We start from the raw sequence: 19770 nt of genomic DNA, 5'->3' as shown, positions 1-19770 counted from the left end.
TTTACCATAAAAAGGTGTCTTTTCTTTAAACGACCATGAAAAATATAACTATGCAATACATCAAGTTTGTCGCATTCACCTTTAGTTTCTTTTTTTTTCAATTAAACATATCCGCACAGACCATCACCTCAAAAATAATAGACAGTAAGACCAAGCAACCTATTCCCTATGCAACAGTTCAGTATGGCGAAAACCAAGGTGTTATTACCAATGAAGAAGGCCGCTTTAGTTTTGAACTGAACGAATCCGAACAACAACTGGATTCCATTTATGTGTCGAGCATGGGATATGCCAAAACTGGAATTTCTTTTGAGCGGATTTTGGATAGCGTGATTGCCGTTACCCCAAAAGCCATTGAACTTAGTGGTGTCTATCTTTTTAATAAGGAACTTAGTGTAGATGACATTATGGAAAAAGTGGAGGAACGTCTTCCAGCAAACTATAATAAAGCGCCCTTAAAACAACGTTTTTTTTTGAGACAATCCAGTTTCAATACTTTGCAAAGACTTGATATCGAATTTAAAAAATCCACTATAGAAGAGCTTGATAAAAAACTCATTGACAGTGTCATCACGATTCTTCCGCGTAACTCACAATACTATACAGAAACCCTTGGCGATTTTTACCGTTCCGATGAACAGAACAAATTAGAGGTCATTAAAGCAGCGGAACTGTACGATAAAAGCAACGAAGGTTCTATGGAGGCACTTTCGGAGAAGCTTGAAACTATTTTTAAGGCCAACGTAAAACCTGACTCATATTTGAAAATAAAGTCTGGAATATTTGGGCAAAAAGTTCAGGTAGATTCCATTCTGGATGCGGAGGAAGATACGGATGAACTTGAAGCTGAACTCAAAGAACCAAAAAAGAGCGATTTTCTTGGAAACCGAAAGTATGTGCTAAACGAAATACATAACCAGCTCTTTGGGAAAAAATCAAAGCTGGATGTTGTCAAAAAACTGAATCGGTATGACTTTGAGCTTCTTGGGTATTCAGAACTGGAAAATCAAGGTGTATATATTATTGGCTATGAACCATCGGGACGTGCGGATTTTAAGGGAAAGCTTTTTGTAAACATAGAGGATTTTGCCATTATGCGGATAGATTATGAAAATGTAAAACCCATTAAGAGTGTTAAACTATTAGGGTTTAGCTACAGGGAACAGAAGTATAACGGGAGTACGGTTTTTTCCAAATTTGGAAAGGACAAATACAACATTAAGTTTATGGCCTTGACTTTTGGACGTAAAATGGGTGTGGACAGGCCTTTAAAAGTGATTGAAAAGAACAAACATGTAAAAGGGCGTAGAAAACAGAATGAACTGTCCCTAGCCCTAGATGTCATTAACTACAACACCGAAAAGTTTGAAATGGTCGTTTTTGATTCCAATACAATCCCTAAATCTGGTTTAGATGGAATTACAGAGGACGAAACCGTAAAAGCAACTTATTTATCGGCCTATAATCCTGAGTTTTGGAAAGGTTATAATATTATGGAACCCAATCAGGCAATACGGGAGTTTACGGTAACTGAATAGATTTTAGATTGCAGATTTCAGATAGAGGTACTTCTAAGGCTTCACTAATACGGAACAATGTATGAATGGTCGCGTTAGTTCTACCTTTTTCTATTCTGGAAATATTTGTGGTGTCAATTCTGGCTTCAATTCTTCCCACTAAATCTACCTGTGTAAGCCCTTTTTTCAAACGGACATTTTTCACATTTTCACCGATTTTCCTTAAAACTTCATCTTTTTTCATACTTGCCATATTTGACAAGTGAATAAAAGATTTATATTTACGGTTATAAATGTCATATATGACAAGTTCAAAGTGAAATGAAACAAGGTGAATATTTAATTCAATGGATTGAAGACACTTATGGCAGTCCTGAAGAATTAGGAAAAGTATTGGATTATGGTATAGAAATGCTATTCTATTTAGAACCCGATTCTTTCGACCCCATAGAAGTGCGAGAAGTGGTTTCAGCAATACGAGGATTAATAGTTGGGTTGAGAAGTTGAAGTCCAAACTCAAATTCAAAAATCAAGTTCAAGTGACAAACTCAAGCTCAACTACAAAGGAAAACCGTCAACCGTCAACCGTCAACCTTCACCTGTCACCTGTCACCTGTCACCTGTCACCTGTCACCTGTCACCTAAATTAAGCCTTCGGTAAAAACACTTCGGCCATCATACAACGTGCGCTGCCCCCACCACAGGTCTCAATGGTATCCAAGGGGCTATGGATGATTTCACAGTGCTTTTCGATAGCTTCAATTTGGGATTGTTTCAAGCTTTTATATGCTGCCGAACTCATTACCATAAAACGTTGGTCGTTGGCACCAATGACCTGAAGCATGTTTCCCGCAAATTGGTACATCTGTTCTTCTGTAATGGTAATTATCTCCCTACCATCTTTTTTAAGGTGCTCGATTACATTTTTGCGTTCTTTTTTATCGTCAATGGTATCTGAACAGATTACGGCAAAGGTCTCGCCCATGGCCATCATTACATTGGTATGATAGATTGGCAGCCTTTTGCCATCAACTGTTTGGTTGGCCGTGAAAATAACGGGAAAACAGTCAAAATCTTCACAAAACTCTATAAAGAGCCCCTCATCTGCTCGTTCCCCTAGGGCACAATAGGCTTTTTGGTTGACCCTATCTTTTAGAATACTGCCCGTTCCTTCTAAAAAAACACCTTCCTCTTCCGCAGCGGTATAATCAACAATGTTGTCTATATGAAAACCATGTTCTTCGAGCACGTCAAAGATATCTTCCCTTCGTTCTTTTCGTCGGTTTGGTGCAAACATTGGATATACGCAGATGATACCACTATCATGAAACGAAATCCAATTATTGGGAAAGATAGAATCTGGAGTATCTGTTTCTTTTTTATCATCAACAACAATCACATTGACCCCATGATTTCTAAGTTTATCTACAAAATCATCAAACTCTTTCTGGGCTTTTTTGTTTATTTCATTGTTTTTTAAGCTCAATTCTTCTTGAAAGTAATTGTTGACCGCTGTCTGTTCGTTCATACGAAAATTGACGGGCCTAATCATTAAAATGCTATTGGTAATCTGCATCAAAAACTAAATTTATTCTCTTATTAATGGTAATGTGCTGCATCTAAGCAGCCCTTCTTGTTTTGCAATTTCCGCATACGGTATTTCTTCTACGGTAAAACCTTTTTCTCGTAGCCAATCGTTCAACCGCGTAAAATTTTGCTCCGAAACGACTATTTCAGTCGAAATGGAAAACACATTACTGAACATCTGGTACATTTCGTCCTTTGTAATTTCGAAAATGTTCTCTTTACCAAAAAAGTTTACCAACCATTGGTATTCTTCTTCTACCAAAAACCCATTTTTATGGAGAATGGCCTTATCCTTGCCCACAGGTTGAAAGCAGCAATCCAAGTGCAGTGCATTTTCTTTTGCATTTGTATTGGATTTTCTTAGCTCAAAAGATTTTACCGTTTTATGCGGAAACTGTTCCGCTAGATATGCTACAGCGGCCTTGTTGGTCCGTGCGGTTATGTAATCGGGATAATCATCAGCAGTATATGTGCCTACAAAGATGTATTCGTTCCAAGGCATTACATCGCCTCCTTCTATGTGAACTTCTTCGGGTGGACGAACAATTTTAATAGGGTCTACTTTTTCCAAAACCTTATGAATAGCTTCAAACTCGCGTTCTCTATCTGGAAGAATATTGGCATGGAACAGTTTATCCTCGATCACAAAGGCTATATCACGCGAAAAAATCTGATTGCAGTCTTTTAGCACTTCAGGCCTAATGACCTCAACACTGTATTTTTCAAAAACTTGTGCAAAAGCCTTCATCTCCTTTACCATATCCTCTTCTTTTGGATAGGTTCCCGCCAAAATATGTTCCAACGACTTTGGATCATAAGCTTCTTCTGGAGTTGGTATTGGCCCACAGTTTTCTGCCGTTCCCAAAATCACGGCCTTCAATAGATCTGTTTCATTTTGAATATGCAACTGCATCATAAAAGTATACTTGAATAATTAAGTGACTTCCTTTTTATATAGGACATAATCCTTAAAAATTGTATGGCAAAACTAGTGCTTTACTAACGATTTCCCTTTGACAAAAAAAGAAAAAAAATCAGTATGTCTAAGGCTTTATACCAGACTTGCCATATTAAATTAGTTATTTCACAACTATTTGATTTTCAATGATATAAAACTAATATTTATCATGATTTTTCTTCTTTAAAAGTGCAAAAAAATCATCATAATTACTACATTTAAACAACAAAGAACTTTAGCTATGAAAAAAGTTGTTTTCTCTTTTTGTTTTGTGACCACGGTCTGCATTGGTTTATTGTCCATGGATTCTTTACCTGATGGCATTTCATTTTCCCATACTTTCAATTCTAAGAACAATAAGCTTTCAGAATATGACACAAAATATTCCGATTGTCTTCACGAAACCGATCTATCCCAATTTTCATCCGTAGATGTAAACCAATTATTAAAGGAGCAACCCATTTTGCTCAAGGAAATGAATAGATGTTTGGATCAATATAAAAACACATTGAACAATACGATAAAAAATCTGAACACTTTGGATTCGCATGAATTCATACATAATGAATACCGAAGAAGTAAAGATAAAATCAGTACCAACGCATTATCGGAAATAAAAACATACTATCATTTTGGTATTATGCGCATATGCTATGAAAAAGACAAAGATTTGAATCTAATTTCTGGTGATAGCATTGTAAAAGTATTAAACAAAAAAGACGGCAATTCTGTTGAAATGCCGTCCTTCCTAAATTTTCAACGTTAAGTATAAATTACCTGTTTTCTACCTTGACAAAAGACCTATGGTTTTCACCAACATATACTTGTCTAGGTCTTCCTATAGGTTCTCCTTTTAAGCGCATTTCTCTCCATTGTGCAATCCAACCTGGCAATCTTCCCAATGCAAACATCACTGTGAACATTTCGGTAGGGATTCCCAATGCACGATAGATAATTCCAGAATAGAAATCTACATTTGGATATAGTTTTCTCTTTACAAAGTACTCATCTTCCAAAGCTTCTTTTTCCAACCCTTTGGCAATATCCAAAATAGGGTCTTGTATGCCTAGATTCCCCAAAACTTCATCTGCAGATTTTTTAATAATCTTAGCTCTAGGATCAAAGTTTTTGTACACTCTGTGACCAAAGCCCATTAGCCTAAAAGGGTCGTCTTTGTCCTTGGCCTTGGCCATATATTTTTTAGTATCACCGCCATCTGCCTGAATCGCTTCCAACATTTCTAAAACCGCTTGGTTGGCACCACCGTGAAGCGGACCCCATAATGCTGATATTCCCGCAGAAAGAGACGCAAACAGACCAGCATGGGATGAACCTACAATACGTACCGTCGAAGTGGAACAATTTTGCTCGTGGTCCGCATGCAAAATCAATAATTTATCCAATGCATCTATGGCTATGGAGTCTCTTTTATATTCTTGATTGGGCTTTTTAAACATCATTTTGTGGATGTTTTCCACATACCCCAGACTATCATCACCATAATCCAATGGCAATCCTTTCTTTTTTCGCTGTGCCCATGCTACCAATACCGGGAACTTGGCCAAAATACGAACGATCGAGTTATACATAGCTGTTTCAGAAGAGACATCTACAGAAGTGGGATTGAAAGCGACCAGAGCACTTGTCAATGATGATAGTACTCCCATAGGATGAGCTGACTTTGGAAAACCATCCAAAATCTTTTTCATTTCCTCGTCTACTTGGGACTCTTCTTTTATATCGTTATGAAAATTGGTAAGCTGTTCTTTATTAGGCAGTTCACCAAAAATCAAGAGATAGGCCACCTCTAGAAAATCCGCTTTTTCGGCTAATTCCTCTATAGAATACCCTCTATAGCGCAATATGCCCTTTTCCCCATCCAAGAAAGTAATGGCACTTTCGCAAGAGCCTGTATTCTTATACCCAGGATCAATGGTCACCATGTTACTAACGGACCGTAACGTTTTAATATCTATGGCCAGTTCGTCCTCAGTACCTTTTATAACTGGGAATTCATATCTTTTACCTTCATATTCGAGTATAGCTTTATCCGACATTGTATAATTTAAGAGTTTAATAAAATAGAAAGCGGAAATTACGAAAAAGCACAGCCATTAACAATTTCTGCTGTTTATTTCTACCAGTACAAAAACACAAATAAATGTTAAGTGACAGCTTAATTAGCTCTTGTCAAAATTGTAGAGGTACATATAGTAATTATCTACGGATTTTGCCCACGTAAAACGTTTTTTCTTGGCTGCAGCCTGTATTTTTTTCCAAGTGGACCTATCGTTCGCATAAACATCCAAAGCCAAGTCAAAGGAATCCAACATACTTTTGATTTTCTCTTCATAGGTATCCCCGTCAAAGCTAAATCCTGTCTTTAAATGGGAAACAGTATCTTTTAGTCCTCCTGTATGATGAACTAAACATGGGTTTCCATTGCGCATGGCCAACATCTGACTGATCCCACAAGGTTCAAAAAGACTAGGCATAAAATAAAGGTCCGATTCTAAATAAATGGAATCTATAAGATTTTCTGATTGGCCGTTTGTGAAAATAAAATTCTTATGCTCGTAACTTAGTTTCCTAAAAAGCTCTTCATATTCGGGCGCACCTGTTCCCAAGAGCATAAAAATACCATCTACTTTTTTTAATTTTTTTAGAATGGAGACAAAGGCTTCTGGTGAACGTCTAAAAAAATAAAACTTCTGCTCCGTTAGCCTAGCCACACTGGATACAATGAATTTGGGCCTCTCATCCACAAACTCCATTATCTTTTCACCGGTATGCGCCAAAAAATCCGCTTTGTATTTTTTAGATTCCTCTTGCAGCCATCTAAAAAGTGCTTTGACGGTGTTTCTATAAATCAGTCCCTTTTCTTCTTTGTTGATGTTTTTATAGTTACATCCATTTAAAATACCAAACAACCTACCTTCTTCATCCGCTTTGAGCAAATCTTTTTCAAGACCTTCTCCTCCAATAAATTCTGGTGGAGAACTTGGCAAAAGCACATCTTCTTTGTACGATGGGGAAACCGTGTGCACCGCATCCGCAAAACGGATTCCCACTGCCATTAAATTGATACAATCTTGGTATCGATAATCCATCAAGGACATGTAATCAAAATCCACATGGGGAAACCAATTTTTTACAGAAGAGTAATTATCCGCAAATGGTCGAATTCCTTGAATAGCCAGATTATGGATGCTATATACCGTTCGGATATCCTTGAGGTTTTTATAGTTTTCATGGTATTCCCTTAAAAATAAAAGCAAACTTGAATGCCAATCATGTAGATGAATAATATCCAGTTGCCCAAAAGCCCCTTGTTTAACGGCTTCGGCCACTGCAGTACAAAAAATGAAGTACTTTATGGCATCTGTGTAAAAAGGTTCCTCTGGATCGTTATGATAGATATGTGCTATATCACCGGCTTCAATCTCTGGATGGTGAAGCACGTAATGGACAATGTTGGAAAACTCTTTTTTGGGCTTTACTTCATAAAGTTCTGCATTATAGGTAAGGCCTCTTAGACTAAATTTTAGGTCTGTTTTAAAAAGACCATCTTTATGAAGTCTACTATAAGAAGGGACTATTACATGCACCTTATCGCCGCGTTCGGAAATCTGTCTTGGAACATCTCTGACCACATCTCCCATTCCTCCTGCTTTACAATTGGCCAACGCATCATTCTCAGCCGCGACAAAAAGAAAATTGTTCATTAAGTTAGTTTTGATAAGTTACATTTAGTTTACTCTATTAAGTTAACCAAAGTTTATTACGAAGACAAAAAAAAGCCTTTCTTGGATAAGAAAGGCTTAATTGTATGCTAAAAAATCTTTATGAATTACTTTACCTTGAAAGCTTTCTCTTTAGGATAGTATGCCGTGCTTCCCAACTCTTCTTCAATTCGTAACAATTGGTTGTATTTTGCCATTCTATCGCTTCTGGAAGCTGAACCAGTTTTAATCTGACCCGTATTCAAGGCAACTGCCAAATCGGCAATGGTATTGTCTTCTGTTTCTCCCGAACGATGTGACATTACAGAGGTGTATCCTGCATTTTTTGCCATATTTACCGCCGCAATAGTTTCACTCAGTGTTCCTATTTGGTTTACCTTGATCAGGATTGAATTGGCTATTCCGTTTTCAATTCCTCTAGATAACCTTTCTACGTTTGTAACGAATAAATCATCTCCTACCAATTGTACCTTGTCACCAACTTTATCGGTTAACATTTTCCAACCGTCCCAATCGTTTTCGTCCATTCCGTCCTCAATGGATATGATCGGGTATTTGTCACATAAATCGGCAAGATATTGTGCTTGTTCTTCAGACGTTCTAATAACCCCTTTATCGCCTTCAAACTTGGTATAATCATATTTGCCATCCACATAAAATTCGGCAGAAGCACAATCCAAAGCAATCATAACATCATCACCCAATTTGTATCCAGCTTTTTCAACAGCTTTTCCAATAGTGTCCAAAGCGTCTTCTGTTCCTCCTTCTAAGGTTGGAGCAAATCCACCTTCATCTCCTACGGCAGTGCTCAATCCTCTATCGTGCAATACCTTCTTTAGGTTATGGAAAATTTCGGTACCCATTTGCATGGAATGGCTAAAGTCATTTGCTTTAACAGGCATGATCATAAATTCCTGAAAAGCGATGGGAGCATCAGAATGCGAACCTCCATTAATGATATTCATCATAGGAACCGGCAATGTGTTGGCACTAACGCCACCTACATATCTGTATAAAGGCATTCCCAATTCGTTCGCAGCTGCTTTTGCCGCTGCAAGAGACACCCCTAAAATTGCATTTGCACCTAACTTGGATTTATTTGGAGTTCCGTCCAAAGCAATCATGGTCTCATCTATATAATTTTGCTCAAAAACAGATGTTCCCACCAATTCTTCCGCAATAATTGTATTGACATTGTTTACGGCGTTACCAACACCTTTTCCCATAAACGAATCTCCTCCATCCCTTAACTCAACGGCCTCGTGCTCTCCAGTAGATGCACCGGACGGCACTGCAGCTCTTCCCAAAATACCGTTCTCGGTAACTACGTCCACTTCTACTGTAGGGTTACCTCTAGAGTCTAAAATCTGTCTTGCGTGTATGTTAATAATAATACTCATGTGTACTTGTTGTTTATGGTTGAAATTAATTCAGCGAAGATACAAAAGGAGACGCTGTATGCTTCATGACAAGAGTCATAAAAATGCATATAATAACCTAAAAATAAACTATAACGTTTTAGTTACGACCAGTTTTTATAGCATCAAAAAATTGGTCGAACAAATAGTCGGCATCATGCGGTCCCGGGCTTGCTTCTGGATGATACTGAACAGAAAACACCTCTTTATCTTTCATTTTTATTCCTGCAACGGTATCATCGTTTAAGTGCAGATGGGTTATTTCTAAGGCCGAATTTGCCTCAGTCTCTTCCCTATTTACGGCAAAACCATGATTTTGAGAGGTTATCTCTCCTTTTCCCGTAACCAGGTTAAGAATTGGATGGTTGATACCTCTATGCCCATTGTGCATTTTGTATGTTGAAACGCCATTGGCCAGTGCCAGTACCTGATGCCCCAAACATATTCCAAACAATGGCTTATTGGATGCTATCATTTTCTTCGTTGTAGAAATAGCATCCGTCAATGGTTCAGGGTCTCCTGGTCCATTGGATATAAAATAACCATCTGGATTCCATTTTTCCATTTCTTCAAATGGTGTGTTGTATGGAAATACTTTTATGTAAGCGCCTCTTTTGGCCAAATTCCTTAATATGTTCTTTTTGATTCCAATATCCAATGCTGATATCTTGTACTCGGAGTTTTCATCACCAAAGTAGTATGGTTCAGTAGTGGATACTTTAGAGGAGAGTTCCAGCCCTTCCATGCTGGGCACTTCTGTCAACTCCTTTTTCAACTCATCGATTTCGTCAACACGAGTGGAGATCAAAGCGTTCATGGCGCCATTATCACGAATGTAGCTTACCAAAGCCCTTGTATCCACATCTGAAATTGCAAAAAGATTGTTCTGGTCCAAGAATTCCAATAAGCTCATGTTGGCATTAGGCCTTGAATACTCGTAGCTAAAGTTTTTACAGATAAGTCCGGCTATTTTAACGGAATCGGATTCCACTTCATCTGCATTGGTTCCATAATTTCCAATATGTGCATTGGTGGTCACCATTAATTGTCCAAAATAGGATGGGTCGGTGAAGATTTCTTGATATCCTGTCATTCCAGTATTGAAACATACTTCCCCTACGGCGGTACCTTCTTTGTTTCCTATGGCCTTACCATAAAAAATAGTACCATCTGCCAATAATATTAGTGCTCTTTTCTTTGAGTGATACTTCATTTGGTTTTGTATTTCGATTTGACAAAAAAACATAAAAAAAGGATAAGTTTTCACTTATCCTTTTTTTACTAATACAATAGTTAATAACATCTTTTATTCTTCTGAATCATCAGTAGTTTTTGTATCCGCTACTGGAGCAACAGCTTCAACTTTCTTACCTCCGCCCCTTCTACTTCTTCTTGTAGTTTTCTTGGCAGGTTTTCCAGCGTTATAGATTTCATTAAAGTCTACCAACTCAATCATTGCCATGTCGGCATTATCCCCAAGACGGTTACCAAGTTTTATAATTCTTGTATATCCTCCCGGCCTATCGCCAACTTTCTCTGCAACTGTTCCAAAAAGTTCGGTAACCGCTTCTTTGCTTCTAAGGTTGCTAAATACAACCCTTCTGTTGTGCGTACCTTTTTCCGTGGTTTGATTGTTATCGATTTTAGACTTGGTAATCAACGGTTCTACAAATTGCTTCAACGCTTTTGCTTTGGCAATTGTTGTGTTGATTCTTTTATGCTCTATTAGGGAACATGCCATATTGGCCAACATTGCTTTTCTGTGCGCTGCCGTTCTCCCTAAATGATTAAACTTTTTCCCGTGTCTCATGTTTTTGTTTTATCATCTTGCTTCCAAATCCCGATAATTATCGGGAGAGCAAAATATGATTATTTAATCTTTGTCCAATTTATATTTAGATAAGTCCATTCCAAATTGAAGGCCTTTGTTGATAACCAACTCTTCTAATTCGGTCAATGATTTCTTTCCAAAGTTTCTAAACTTCATTAAGTCATTCTTATTGAAGGAAACCAAATCTCCCAAAGTATCCACTTCGGCAGCTTTAAGACAGTTCAATGCCCTTACGGACAAATCCATATCTACCAATTTGGTCTTCAACAATTGACGCATATGCAATGATTCCTCATCGTAAGTTTCTGTTTGCGCAATTTCATCGGCTTCCAATGTAATACGCTCATCAGAGAACAACATAAAGTGGTGAATCAAAACCTTAGCAGCTTCGGTCAATGCATCTTTAGGGTGAATAGAACCATCCGTTACGATTTCGAAAACCAATTTTTCGTAATCCGTCTTTTGTTCGACCCTAAAGTTTTCTATACTATATTTTACATTCTTAACGGGAGTGTAAACAGAATCTACGGCAATGCTACCTATAGGCGCATTGGATTTCTTATTCTCCTCGGCAGGAACGTAACCTCTTCCTTTTTCAATAATAACCTCTAGGTTGATATTTACTTTGGAATTCATGTTACAGATAACCAAATCTGGATTGAGTACTTGATAACCAGAGATGAATTTTTGGAAATCACCAGCGGTCAATTGTTCTTTCCCGCTTACTGAAACAGAAACTGTTTCGCTCTCAACATCATCTATCTGTCTTTTGAAGCGAACTTGTTTAAGGTTCAAAATCATTTCTGTAACGTCTTCTACAACGCCAGGAATGACAGAGAATTCATGTTCAACTCCATCGATACGCACAGAAGTAATTGCAAAACCTTCCAAAGAGGAAAGTAAAACTCTTCTTAGCGCATTTCCAACTGTTAATCCATAACCAGGTTCCAAAGGGCGAAATTCAAATTTCCCTTCGAAATCTGTAGAATCAATCATTATAACTTTATCGGGCTTCTGAAAATTTAGTAATGCCATATTGGATTAATGTTGATTTTATTTAGAGTATAACTCGACGATTAATTGTTCCTTGATATTTTCAGGAATCTGCATTCTTTCTGGAATAGCTACGAAAGCACCTTCCTTCTTTTCAGAATTCCAGGTAATCCATTCGTAAACACTGCTATTATTATCCAAGGAATCCTGTATTGCTTGAACGGACTTGGATTTTTCTCTTACTCCAACAACATCACCTGGCTTTAATGAGTAAGACGGGATATTTACAATCTCGCCATTAACAGTGATGTGTCTGTGAGAAACCAATTGTCTAGCACCACTTCGTGAAGGAGAAAGTCCCATTCTGTAAACAACATTGTCCAGACGTGACTCGCACAACTGAAGTAAAACTTCACCTGTTACTCCTTTACTACGGTTAGCTTTCTTAAATAGATTTCTGAATTGTTTTTCCAAAATACCGTAGGTATACTTGGCTTTTTGCTTCTCCATTAACTGGATTGCATATTCAGATTTCTTGCCACGGCGTCTGTTGTTACCGTGTTGTCCTGGAGGGTAACTTTTCTTTTCGAAGGCCTTATCGTCCCCGAAAATCGCTTCTCCAAATTTTCTAGCGATTTTTGATTTTGGTCCTGTGTATCTTGCCATCTTCCTTTAAGTTGAAAAGTGCGACTATGAATTAAGGCTTATCCTTCGATAATCTATACTGCACTTTCGTGAAGACCCTATAATGGGCCGATTTATAAATGATTATTAAACTCTTCTTCTTTTTGGTGGTCTACAACCGTTGTGTGGAAGTGGGGTAACATCAACTATTTCCGTTACTTCTATTCCAGCATTGTGAATAGAACGAATAGCAGACTCTCTACCATTCCCCGGTCCCTTTACGTAAACTTTTACTTTTCTTAGACCCGCTTCATGTGCAACTTTTGCACAATCCTCTGCAGCTACCTGAGCTGCGTAAGGAGTGTTCTTTTTAGAGCCTCTAAAGCCCATCTTTCCTGCAGACGACCAAGAAATAACATCTCCCTTTTTATTGGTCAAAGAAATGATAATGTTATTAAAGGATGCCACTACGTGAGCCTCACCAGTAGATTCTACAACTACTTTGCGTTTTTTGGCTGTTTTAGTATTTGCTTTTGCCATATCTTTTAGTTTCTAGCTGTTAGTTTTTAGTTATTGGAATCCTAGACTTTTACATTTCAAACAGATTCTTCTAACTTCTAAATACTAATGACTACTATCTTATTTATTATTTAGTTGCTTTTTTCTTGTTAGCAACCGTTTTTCTTTTTCCTTTTCTTGTCCTAGAGTTGTTCTTGGTACGCTGACCTCTAAGCGGCAAGCCTGATCTATGACGAATTCCACGGTAGCAACCAATATCCATCAATCGTTTGATGTTCAATTGCGTTTCCGAACGAAGTTCACCTTCTATGGTATAAGATGAAACTGCTTCCCTTATTCTTCCTATTTCGTCATCATTCCAATCAGAAACTTTGGTATCCACACTTACTTGGGCTTTTTCCAAAATTTCTTCTGCCCTACTTTTACCAATTCCGTAAATGTAGGTAAGTGAAATAACTCCACGCTTTTGTTTAGGTATATCTACACCTGCGATTCTTGCCATAATTACCCTTGTCTTTGTTTAAATCTAGGATTCTTTTTGTTGATTACGTATAATCTGCCTTTTCTGCGAACTATCTTGCATTCGGCACTTCTCTTTTTTATTGATGCTCTTACTTTCATCCGTATTAGTATCTGTAAGTAATTCTTGCTTTTGTTAAATCGTATGGGCTCATTTCTAGCTTGACCTTATCTCCTGGAAGCAATTTTATATAGTGCATACGCATTTTTCCAGAGATATGTGCGGTAACCACATGCCCATTTTCTAATTCCACTCGAAACATAGCATTTGATAATGCTTCTATAATTGTTCCGTCTTGTTCTATTGCTGGCTGCTTTGCCATATTATTTAGTTGTTTGTTGTTCGTTTTTCGTTGCTGATTTCACTAGCAACTATCAACCATTAACTAACTACGCTACTTTTCTGTTTTTTCCGGTTTTCATTAAACCGTCATAATGTCTATTCAACAAATAAGAATTTACTTGTTGTACCGTATCGATTGCAACACCGACCATAATCAACAGTGATGTACCTCCGTAAAAAAGCGCCCAACCTGCTTGCACATCCATTAATTTTACAACTACCGCAGGTAAAACTGCCAACAGTGCAAGAAAAACAGAACCAGGTAGAGTTATCAAAGACATGATTTTATCCAAATAATCCCCTGTTTCTTTTCCAGGTCGTATTCCCGGAATAAAACCACCACTTCGCTTTAAATCGTCTGCCATTTTATTCGTAGGAACTGTAATCGCCGTGTAGAAATATGTAAAAATGATAATCAACACAGCGAAGAGAATGTTGTACGCTAACCCAAAAATATCAGCAAATTGTACTTCCATCCATTGGCCAACGGCAGTATTATTAAATGTCTTTCCAAGTAAACTTGGTGCAAACATTATAGCTTGTGCAAAAATAATAGGCATTACACCCGATGCATTCAATTTTAAAGGGATATATTGTCTAGACCCCATGATATTTTTCTCATAGCCACCAGAAGCTGTTCTTCTCGCATATTGAACTGGAATCTGTCTTACTGCCATTACCAAAAGTACACTAGCTAAAATAACCAAGAACCAAATGATTACTTCGATAAGTATAAACATGATACCTCCTGTATTATTGGTAGTTCTTGAAATAAATTCCTGAACAAATGATTGCGGCATGGTAGCAATGATACCTATCATGATCAATAAAGAGATACCGTTTCCGATACCTTTATCCGTAATCTTTTCACCTAACCACATGGCAAAAACACATCCTGTCACCAAAATAATTACTGCCGGTACAATAAAGTCAAGTCCTTTACCTAAAACGAAAGCACTGTCGGGAACACCCAGTGCTCCTAAACCAAACAAATATGCCGGAGCCTGAACAATACATATGGCTATTGTCAACCAACGCGTAATTTGATTAATAGTCTTTCTACCACTTTCTCCCTCTTTCTGTAGTTTTTGAAGATAAGGAATAGCAATACCCATTAACTGTACTACAATCGAAGCTGAAATGTAAGGCATAATACCTAAAGCAAATACAGAAGCATTAGCAAAAGCACCTCCTGTAAACGCATTAAGAATACCTAAAATACCTTGCTCTGTATTTGAGGTCAATTGCGCCAATTGGGAAGTATCAATACCTGGAAGTACAACTTGTGCACCAAAGCGATATACCAATAACAAGCCTAATGTTATAAGGATACGCTGCCTTAGCTCTTCTATCTTCCAAATGTTTGATATGGTCTCGACTACTTTCTTCATGCTATATTCTTATAAACTTATTGCTTCTCCTCCTGCGGCTTCAATAGCTGCTTTAGCAGAAGCTGTAAATTTATGTGCTGAAACTTTTAGGGATGCTTTTAACTCACCATTACCCAAAATTTTCACTAAATCATTCTTACCTGCCAATCTATTTTCAACAAGTGTTTCCAAGGTAATTTCTTTTTTTACTACACCGTTGTCCACCAACTCCTGCAGTTTATTAAGATTGATACCCTGATATTCTTTCCTATTGATATTTTTAAAACCAAATTTGGGAACTCTTCGTTGTAAAGGCATTTGCCCCCCTTCGAAACCAATCTTTTTTGAGTATCCAGATCTAGACTTGGCACCTTTATGTCCTCTTGCAGAAGTGCCCCCTTTTCCAGAACCTTCTCCTCTACCCAATCGTTTTCCGTCTCTGTTTACAGCGCCTTCTGCTGGTTTAAGATTATGTAAATCCATTTACCGTTATATTTTAAGCTTCCTCAGTGGAAACCAAGTGTTTTACCTTATTTATCATTCCAAGGATATTAGGCGTTGCATCATGCTCAACAACATGCCCAATTTTACGCAGACCCAAAGCTTCCAAAGTTCTTTTCTGATTTTGGGTTCTTTTGATAGCGCTCTTTACTTGTTTAACTTTAATTTTCGACATAATATCCTCTTATTTATCCCTTAAAGACTTTTTCCAAAGAAATACCTCTTTGATTTGCTACGGTTTGAGCACCTCTTAATTGTAAAAGGGCATCGAAAGTTGCTTTAACAACGTTATGTGGATTAGAAGAACCTTGGGATTTTGATAAAACATCATGTACACCAACTGCTTCCAATACGGCTCTAACCGCTCCACCTGCGATAACCCCTGTACCAGTTGATGCCGGCTGAATATAAACGCGGGCACCACCGTACTTACCTTTTTGTTCGTGGGGAAGCGTTGCTTTATTAAGCGGAATTCTAATCAAATTCTTTTTTGCATCCTCAATAGCCTTGGCAATTGCGGTTGCAACTTCTTTTGATTTTCCTAAACCATGACCTACTACTCCATTCTCATCACCAACAACTACAATTGCTGAAAACCCGAATGCTCTACCACCTTTTGTAACTTTAGTAACCCTTTGGACTCCTACCAAACGATCTTTCAACTCCAGTCCACCTGGCTTAACTGTTTCTACGTTTTTGTATTTCTGGTACATAGTATATTAGAATTTAAGTCCGGCTTCCCTTGCTCCTTCAGCCAATGATTTTACTCTACCGTGGTAAAGGTTTCCACCTCTATCAAAAGCTACAACTTCAATACCTAGCTTTTGTGCTTTTTCAGCTATTGCTTTACCCACTTGGGCAGCAACCTCAGTCTTTGTTCCTTTTGTTTCGACCCCTTTGTCACGTGATGATGCTGCGGCTAATGTAACCCCATTCTCGTCATTGATCAATTGAGCATATATCTCTTTATTACTTCTGAAAACAGACAGTCTTGGTCTTGCTTCAGTACCAGCAGAAACTTTTCGTATTCTTCTTCTGATTCGTAATTTTCTTTCCGTTTTAGATAATCCCATCGTACTGTTAATTATGCTGATTTACCTGCTTTTCTTCTTAATTGCTCACCAACAAACTTGATTCCTTTTCCTTTGTAAGGTTCAGGCTTACGGAAAGCTCTGATTTTGGCGGCAACTTGACCAACCAACTGCTTGTCATGTGAAGTCAATTTTACAATAGGGTTCTTCCCTTTTTCAGAAATTGTCTCAATTTTCACCTCAGGTGCAACATTCAAAACAATATTGTGTGAAAAACCTAAAGCCAAATCCAATTTTTGTCCTTGGTTACTGGCTCTGTATCCGACCCCAACCAATTCCAATTCTTTCGTCCATCCTTTAGACACACCATCTACCATATTGTTTACTAAAGAACGATATAGCCCATGCATTGCTTTGTGTTCCTTTGAATCCGAAGGGCGAGCTATATGAACGTTTCCTTCCTCAACTTTTATAGCAACTCCTGAGAATTCTTGGGAAAGCTCTCCCAGTTTACCTTTTACGGTAACCACATTTTCGTTCACATCTACAGTGACACCTTCTGGTATTGCAACTGGATTGTTACCTATTCTAGACATTTCTTTTCTCTTTACTCAATTAATAAACGTAGCACAATACTTCGCCACCTACGTTATCTTGCTTTGCTTGTTTGCTTGTCATAACACCATGTGATGTTGAAACAATAGCAACACCCAATCCGTTAAGCACTCGTGGCAATTCATCTGAACCTGCATACTTACGCAGTCCAGGTTTACTTACCCTTTGTAATTTCTTTATTACAGGTTCCTTGGTAAACTTGTCGTATTTCAAGGCAATCTTAATGTTTCCTTGGACTTTGTTATCCTCGAACTTGTAGCTCAAAATATATCCTTGATCGAACAATATTTTGGTAATCTGTCTTTTAAGATTGGAAGCAGGAATATCTACCACCCTATGACCGGCGCTACTAGCGTTTCTAATTCTGGTCAAATAATCTGAAATTGGATCTGTAAGCATTTCTTTTCTTTATCTGTTTACCAACTCGCTTTTTTAACACCTGGAATCAAGCCTTGGTTGGCCATTTCCCTAAAAGTAACCCTGGATATACCAAATGTTCTCATATATCCTCTTGGTCTACCGGTCAGTTTGCAACGATTGCGCATACGTACCGGAGATGCATTTTTAGGAAGTTTTTGCAAAGCTTCATAATCGCCAGCTTCTTTTAAAGCTTTCCTCTTTTCAGCATACTTAGCAACCGTTTTAGCCCTTTTCACCTCACGGGCCTTCATTGATTCTTTAGCCATATTAGTTCTTTTTAAAGGGTAGTCCCAATTGGGTTAATAATGATTTTGCTTCTTTATCTGTGTCAGCAGAAGTAACAAATGTGATATCCATTCCGTTAATCCTGTTGATTTTGTCAATATTTATCTCTGGGAAGATAATCTGTTCGGTAACTCCAAGATTGTAATTACCTCTACCATCAAAACCAGTAGCTCTTATACCTTGAAAATCACGTACCCTTGGAAGTGCAGAAGTAATCAATCTATCAAGAAACTCATACATGCGTTCTCCTCTTAGCGTGACTTTGGCACCAATAGGCATACCCTTTCTTAATTTGAAGGTAGCAACATCCTTTTTAGAAATGGTAGCAACTGCTTTCTGTCCGGTTATATTAGTCAACTCATCGACCGCATGGTCGATAAGCTTTTTGTCAGAAACTGCGGCACCGACTCCACGGCTAACTACAATTTTTTCCAATTTAGGAACCTGCATTACATTTTTGTAACCGAATTCTTCCGATAGCGCTTTAATAACACGCTCCTTATATTCTGATTTTAATCTTGGAATGTAACTCATAACTAAATTACTTCATTGGATTTTTTAGAAAACCTAACTTTTTTTCCATCTCTCACTTCAAAACCTACTCTTGTAGTCTCTCCTGATTTAGAATCGATCAAAGAAAGATTGGAAATATGAATAAAAGCTTCCTTTTTTACAATTCCTCCCTGAGGATTATTTGCACTTGGCTTTTCGTGTTTGGAAACCATATTGACTCCTTCTACGATAGCTTTGTTTTTTTCACGGTCAACCTTAAGTACTTTACCTTCGGTTCCTTTATGGTCACCTGCAGTTATCTTTACGGTATCTCCTGTTTTAATTTTCAACTTCATCTTGATATTTCTTTTAAAGTACCTCTGGAGCTAATGAAACTATCTTCATAAACTGCTTATCCCTAAGTTCTCTTGCCACAGGCCCAAAAACCCTAGTTCCCCTCATTTCACCTGTAGGATTCAATAACACACATGCATTATCGTCAAAACGAATATAGGAACCATCAGGTCTCCTTACTTCTTTTTTCGTGCGTACTACAACAGCTGTTGAAACAGAACCTTTTTTGACCGTTCCATTTGGTGAAGCCTCCTTAACGGTGACAACAATTTTATCACCCAACGAAGCATATCTTCTTTTTGTTCCCCCAAGAACACGGATAGTCAAAACTTCCTTTGCCCCTGTATTGTCCGCTACCTTTAATCTAGATTCTTGCTGTAACATAATTATTTAGCTCTTTCAAGGATTTCAACCAGTCTCCAACATTTAGTCTTACTCAATGGCCTGGTTTCCATTATTTTAACGGTATCACCTTCGTTGCAATCATTCTTTTCATCATGGGCAACATATTTCTTGGTCTTAAGAACGAACTTCCCGTACATTGGGTGTTTTACACGCTTTACCTCAGAAACCACTATAGATTTCTCCATTTTGTTGCTGGTAACAACGCCAATTCTTTCTTTTCTTAAATTTCTTTTTTCTTCCATAAG

At 37.8% G+C, this 19770-nt stretch carries 29 protein-coding genes; 3 read left to right on the top strand and 26 right to left on the bottom strand.

The window, feature by feature from the left end; translation table 11 throughout:
- The first annotated feature begins 35 nt into the window (after positions 1–35).
- The gene (locus tag KIM67_RS05100) at positions 36–1538 is read left to right on the top strand and encodes a carboxypeptidase-like regulatory domain-containing protein (RefSeq protein WP_250149158.1); all 1503 of its coding nucleotides are present in this window, start codon (positions 36–38) and stop codon (positions 1536–1538) included.
- On the opposite strand, the gene KIM67_RS05095 is transcribed toward KIM67_RS05100, so the two are convergent.
- Entirely contained in the window at positions 1522–1761 is a 240-nt protein-coding gene (locus tag KIM67_RS05095) for a helix-turn-helix domain-containing protein (RefSeq protein WP_213830267.1), read from the bottom strand. The two genes, KIM67_RS05100 and KIM67_RS05095, sit on opposite strands and share 17 nt — an antisense overlap.
- A gap of 77 nt (positions 1762–1838) precedes the next feature.
- On the opposite strand from KIM67_RS05095, the gene KIM67_RS05090 reads away from it, so the two are divergent.
- Positions 1839–2024, top strand: coding sequence for a hypothetical protein (locus KIM67_RS05090; RefSeq protein WP_213830266.1), 186 nt, complete (start codon positions 1839–1841; stop codon positions 2022–2024).
- A 139-nt stretch (positions 2025–2163) separates the two neighbouring features.
- Here the strand turns inward: KIM67_RS05090 and ctlX are convergent, their stop codons facing one another.
- A complete protein-coding gene (ctlX, locus tag KIM67_RS05085) occupies positions 2164–3093 on the bottom strand; it encodes a citrulline utilization hydrolase CtlX (protein ID WP_213830265.1) in 930 nt (309 codons plus the stop codon).
- Between the two features lie 12 nt (positions 3094–3105).
- Complete coding sequence (locus tag KIM67_RS05080) at positions 3106–4020, bottom strand: dimethylarginine dimethylaminohydrolase family protein (protein WP_213830264.1); 915 nt, start codon at positions 4018–4020, stop codon at positions 3106–3108.
- Positions 4021–4303: 283 nt separating this feature from the next.
- Here KIM67_RS05080 and KIM67_RS05075 point away from each other — a divergent pair, with 283 nt between their 5' ends.
- Entirely contained in the window at positions 4304–4828 is a 525-nt protein-coding gene (locus KIM67_RS05075; RefSeq protein ID WP_213830263.1) for a hypothetical protein, read from the top strand.
- A gap of 7 nt (positions 4829–4835) precedes the next feature.
- Here KIM67_RS05075 and KIM67_RS05070 read toward each other — a convergent pair whose 3' ends face one another.
- The 23 genes from KIM67_RS05070 to rpsQ form a co-directional block, all read right to left on the bottom strand.
- Positions 4836–6119, bottom strand: a complete 1284-nt coding sequence (locus tag KIM67_RS05070) for a citrate synthase (protein WP_213830262.1) — start codon at positions 6117–6119, stop codon at positions 4836–4838.
- 123 nt (positions 6120–6242) lie between these two features.
- Positions 6243–7787: a glycogen synthase gene (locus tag KIM67_RS05065; protein ID WP_213830261.1), complete on the bottom strand. Its 1545-nt coding sequence runs from the start codon at positions 7785–7787 to the stop codon at positions 6243–6245.
- Positions 7788–7912: 125 nt separating this feature from the next.
- Complete coding sequence (eno, locus tag KIM67_RS05060; RefSeq protein WP_163418035.1) at positions 7913–9205, bottom strand: phosphopyruvate hydratase; 1293 nt, start codon at positions 9203–9205, stop codon at positions 7913–7915.
- Between the two features lie 118 nt (positions 9206–9323).
- Positions 9324–10436, bottom strand: coding sequence for a glutamine-hydrolyzing carbamoyl-phosphate synthase small subunit (gene carA, locus KIM67_RS05055; RefSeq protein WP_213830260.1), 1113 nt, complete (start codon positions 10434–10436; stop codon positions 9324–9326).
- A 93-nt stretch (positions 10437–10529) separates the two neighbouring features.
- Positions 10530–11033, bottom strand: a complete 504-nt coding sequence (gene rplQ / locus KIM67_RS05050) for a 50S ribosomal protein L17 (RefSeq protein WP_213830259.1) — start codon at positions 11031–11033, stop codon at positions 10530–10532.
- Between the two features lie 63 nt (positions 11034–11096).
- Positions 11097–12089, bottom strand: a complete 993-nt coding sequence (locus KIM67_RS05045; protein ID WP_213830258.1) for a DNA-directed RNA polymerase subunit alpha — start codon at positions 12087–12089, stop codon at positions 11097–11099.
- Between the two features lie 18 nt (positions 12090–12107).
- Positions 12108–12713: a 30S ribosomal protein S4 gene (gene rpsD / locus KIM67_RS05040; protein ID WP_213830257.1), complete on the bottom strand. Its 606-nt coding sequence runs from the start codon at positions 12711–12713 to the stop codon at positions 12108–12110.
- A 105-nt stretch (positions 12714–12818) separates the two neighbouring features.
- Positions 12819–13211, bottom strand: a complete 393-nt coding sequence (gene rpsK, locus KIM67_RS05035) for a 30S ribosomal protein S11 (protein ID WP_163418030.1) — start codon at positions 13209–13211, stop codon at positions 12819–12821.
- Between the two features lie 106 nt (positions 13212–13317).
- Complete coding sequence (gene rpsM, locus KIM67_RS05030; protein ID WP_112377326.1) at positions 13318–13692, bottom strand: 30S ribosomal protein S13; 375 nt, start codon at positions 13690–13692, stop codon at positions 13318–13320.
- Between the two features lie 2 nt (positions 13693–13694).
- Positions 13695–13811: a type B 50S ribosomal protein L36 gene (ykgO, locus tag KIM67_RS05025; RefSeq protein WP_013621733.1), complete on the bottom strand. Its 117-nt coding sequence runs from the start codon at positions 13809–13811 to the stop codon at positions 13695–13697.
- Positions 13812–13816: 5 nt separating this feature from the next.
- On the bottom strand, positions 13817–14032 hold the full coding sequence (gene infA / locus KIM67_RS05020) for a translation initiation factor IF-1 (RefSeq protein ID WP_014031991.1): 216 nt from the start codon (positions 14030–14032) through the stop codon (positions 13817–13819).
- Positions 14033–14099: 67 nt separating this feature from the next.
- Positions 14100–15443 carry a preprotein translocase subunit SecY gene (gene secY, locus KIM67_RS05015; protein ID WP_213830256.1) on the bottom strand — a complete coding sequence of 448 codons (1344 nt, stop codon included), beginning with the start codon at positions 15441–15443 and terminating at the stop codon, positions 14100–14102.
- A 9-nt stretch (positions 15444–15452) separates the two neighbouring features.
- Positions 15453–15905 carry a 50S ribosomal protein L15 gene (rplO, locus tag KIM67_RS05010; RefSeq protein WP_213830255.1) on the bottom strand — a complete coding sequence of 151 codons (453 nt, stop codon included), beginning with the start codon at positions 15903–15905 and terminating at the stop codon, positions 15453–15455.
- A gap of 13 nt (positions 15906–15918) precedes the next feature.
- Complete coding sequence (gene rpmD / locus KIM67_RS05005) at positions 15919–16098, bottom strand: 50S ribosomal protein L30 (RefSeq protein ID WP_055397075.1); 180 nt, start codon at positions 16096–16098, stop codon at positions 15919–15921.
- Positions 16099–16111: 13 nt separating this feature from the next.
- The gene (gene rpsE / locus KIM67_RS05000) at positions 16112–16636 is read right to left on the bottom strand and encodes a 30S ribosomal protein S5 (RefSeq protein WP_163418027.1); all 525 of its coding nucleotides are present in this window, start codon (positions 16634–16636) and stop codon (positions 16112–16114) included.
- Between the two features lie 6 nt (positions 16637–16642).
- The gene (gene rplR, locus KIM67_RS04995; RefSeq protein ID WP_213830254.1) at positions 16643–16996 is read right to left on the bottom strand and encodes a 50S ribosomal protein L18; all 354 of its coding nucleotides are present in this window, start codon (positions 16994–16996) and stop codon (positions 16643–16645) included.
- Between the two features lie 11 nt (positions 16997–17007).
- Complete coding sequence (gene rplF / locus KIM67_RS04990) at positions 17008–17550, bottom strand: 50S ribosomal protein L6 (RefSeq protein ID WP_213830253.1); 543 nt, start codon at positions 17548–17550, stop codon at positions 17008–17010.
- Between the two features lie 19 nt (positions 17551–17569).
- Entirely contained in the window at positions 17570–17968 is a 399-nt protein-coding gene (gene rpsH, locus KIM67_RS04985; protein ID WP_147743544.1) for a 30S ribosomal protein S8, read from the bottom strand.
- Positions 17969–17985: 17 nt separating this feature from the next.
- Positions 17986–18255 carry a 30S ribosomal protein S14 gene (rpsN, locus tag KIM67_RS04980; protein ID WP_055397065.1) on the bottom strand — a complete coding sequence of 90 codons (270 nt, stop codon included), beginning with the start codon at positions 18253–18255 and terminating at the stop codon, positions 17986–17988.
- A gap of 1 nt (position 18256) precedes the next feature.
- Positions 18257–18808, bottom strand: a complete 552-nt coding sequence (gene rplE / locus KIM67_RS04975) for a 50S ribosomal protein L5 (protein ID WP_213830252.1) — start codon at positions 18806–18808, stop codon at positions 18257–18259.
- Positions 18809–18810: 2 nt separating this feature from the next.
- Positions 18811–19122, bottom strand: a complete 312-nt coding sequence (gene rplX, locus KIM67_RS04970; protein ID WP_213830251.1) for a 50S ribosomal protein L24 — start codon at positions 19120–19122, stop codon at positions 18811–18813.
- Between the two features lie 13 nt (positions 19123–19135).
- Complete coding sequence (gene rplN / locus KIM67_RS04965) at positions 19136–19504, bottom strand: 50S ribosomal protein L14 (RefSeq protein WP_213830250.1); 369 nt, start codon at positions 19502–19504, stop codon at positions 19136–19138.
- A 2-nt stretch (positions 19505–19506) separates the two neighbouring features.
- Complete coding sequence (gene rpsQ, locus KIM67_RS04960) at positions 19507–19767, bottom strand: 30S ribosomal protein S17 (RefSeq protein WP_121850002.1); 261 nt, start codon at positions 19765–19767, stop codon at positions 19507–19509.
- Positions 19768–19770: the final 3 nt, after the last annotated feature.

It is taken from the genome of Flagellimonas sp. 389 (assembly GCF_018449435.1).
Taxonomy (GTDB): domain Bacteria; phylum Bacteroidota; class Bacteroidia; order Flavobacteriales; family Flavobacteriaceae; genus Flagellimonas.
This window is presented reverse-complemented; position numbering and strand designations above follow the sequence as displayed.

Bases quoted from the DNA above. Each gene is read 5' to 3' on its own strand.
- KIM67_RS05100 (WP_250149158.1), top strand. From the start codon at position 36: ATGAAAAATATAACTATGCAATACATCAAGTTTGTCGCATTCACCTTT.
- KIM67_RS05095 (WP_213830267.1), bottom strand. From the start codon at position 1,761: ATGAAAAAAGATGAAGTTTTAAGGAAAATCGGTGAAAATGTGAAAAAT.
- KIM67_RS05090 (WP_213830266.1), top strand. From the start codon at position 1,839: ATGAAACAAGGTGAATATTTAATTCAATGGATTGAAGACACTTATGGC.
- ctlX (WP_213830265.1), bottom strand. From the start codon at position 3,093: ATGCAGATTACCAATAGCATTTTAATGATTAGGCCCGTCAATTTTCGT.
- KIM67_RS05080 (WP_213830264.1), bottom strand. From the start codon at position 4,020: ATGATGCAGTTGCATATTCAAAATGAAACAGATCTATTGAAGGCCGTG.
- KIM67_RS05075 (WP_213830263.1), top strand. From the start codon at position 4,304: ATGAAAAAAGTTGTTTTCTCTTTTTGTTTTGTGACCACGGTCTGCATT.
- KIM67_RS05070 (WP_213830262.1), bottom strand. From the start codon at position 6,119: ATGTCGGATAAAGCTATACTCGAATATGAAGGTAAAAGATATGAATTC.
- KIM67_RS05065 (WP_213830261.1), bottom strand. From the start codon at position 7,787: ATGAACAATTTTCTTTTTGTCGCGGCTGAGAATGATGCGTTGGCCAAT.
- eno (WP_163418035.1), bottom strand. From the start codon at position 9,205: ATGAGTATTATTATTAACATACACGCAAGACAGATTTTAGACTCTAGA.
- carA (WP_213830260.1), bottom strand. From the start codon at position 10,436: ATGAAGTATCACTCAAAGAAAAGAGCACTAATATTATTGGCAGATGGT.
- rplQ (WP_213830259.1), bottom strand. From the start codon at position 11,033: ATGAGACACGGGAAAAAGTTTAATCATTTAGGGAGAACGGCAGCGCAC.
- KIM67_RS05045 (WP_213830258.1), bottom strand. From the start codon at position 12,089: ATGGCATTACTAAATTTTCAGAAGCCCGATAAAGTTATAATGATTGAT.
- rpsD (WP_213830257.1), bottom strand. From the start codon at position 12,713: ATGGCAAGATACACAGGACCAAAATCAAAAATCGCTAGAAAATTTGGA.
- rpsK (WP_163418030.1), bottom strand. From the start codon at position 13,211: ATGGCAAAAGCAAATACTAAAACAGCCAAAAAACGCAAAGTAGTTGTA.
- rpsM (WP_112377326.1), bottom strand. From the start codon at position 13,692: ATGGCAAGAATCGCAGGTGTAGATATACCTAAACAAAAGCGTGGAGTT.
- ykgO (WP_013621733.1), bottom strand. From the start codon at position 13,811: ATGAAAGTAAGAGCATCAATAAAAAAGAGAAGTGCCGAATGCAAGATA.
- infA (WP_014031991.1), bottom strand. From the start codon at position 14,032: ATGGCAAAGCAGCCAGCAATAGAACAAGACGGAACAATTATAGAAGCA.
- secY (WP_213830256.1), bottom strand. From the start codon at position 15,443: ATGAAGAAAGTAGTCGAGACCATATCAAACATTTGGAAGATAGAAGAG.
- rplO (WP_213830255.1), bottom strand. From the start codon at position 15,905: ATGGATTTACATAATCTTAAACCAGCAGAAGGCGCTGTAAACAGAGAC.
- rpmD (WP_055397075.1), bottom strand. From the start codon at position 16,098: ATGTCGAAAATTAAAGTTAAACAAGTAAAGAGCGCTATCAAAAGAACC.
- rpsE (WP_163418027.1), bottom strand. From the start codon at position 16,636: ATGTACCAGAAATACAAAAACGTAGAAACAGTTAAGCCAGGTGGACTG.
- rplR (WP_213830254.1), bottom strand. From the start codon at position 16,996: ATGGGATTATCTAAAACGGAAAGAAAATTACGAATCAGAAGAAGAATA.
- rplF (WP_213830253.1), bottom strand. From the start codon at position 17,550: ATGTCTAGAATAGGTAACAATCCAGTTGCAATACCAGAAGGTGTCACT.
- rpsH (WP_147743544.1), bottom strand. From the start codon at position 17,968: ATGCTTACAGATCCAATTTCAGATTATTTGACCAGAATTAGAAACGCT.
- rpsN (WP_055397065.1), bottom strand. From the start codon at position 18,255: ATGGCTAAAGAATCAATGAAGGCCCGTGAGGTGAAAAGGGCTAAAACG.
- rplE (WP_213830252.1), bottom strand. From the start codon at position 18,808: ATGAGTTACATTCCAAGATTAAAATCAGAATATAAGGAGCGTGTTATT.
- rplX (WP_213830251.1), bottom strand. From the start codon at position 19,122: ATGAAGTTGAAAATTAAAACAGGAGATACCGTAAAGATAACTGCAGGT.
- rplN (WP_213830250.1), bottom strand. From the start codon at position 19,504: ATGTTACAGCAAGAATCTAGATTAAAGGTAGCGGACAATACAGGGGCA.
- rpsQ (WP_121850002.1), bottom strand. From the start codon at position 19,767: ATGGAAGAAAAAAGAAATTTAAGAAAAGAAAGAATTGGCGTTGTTACC.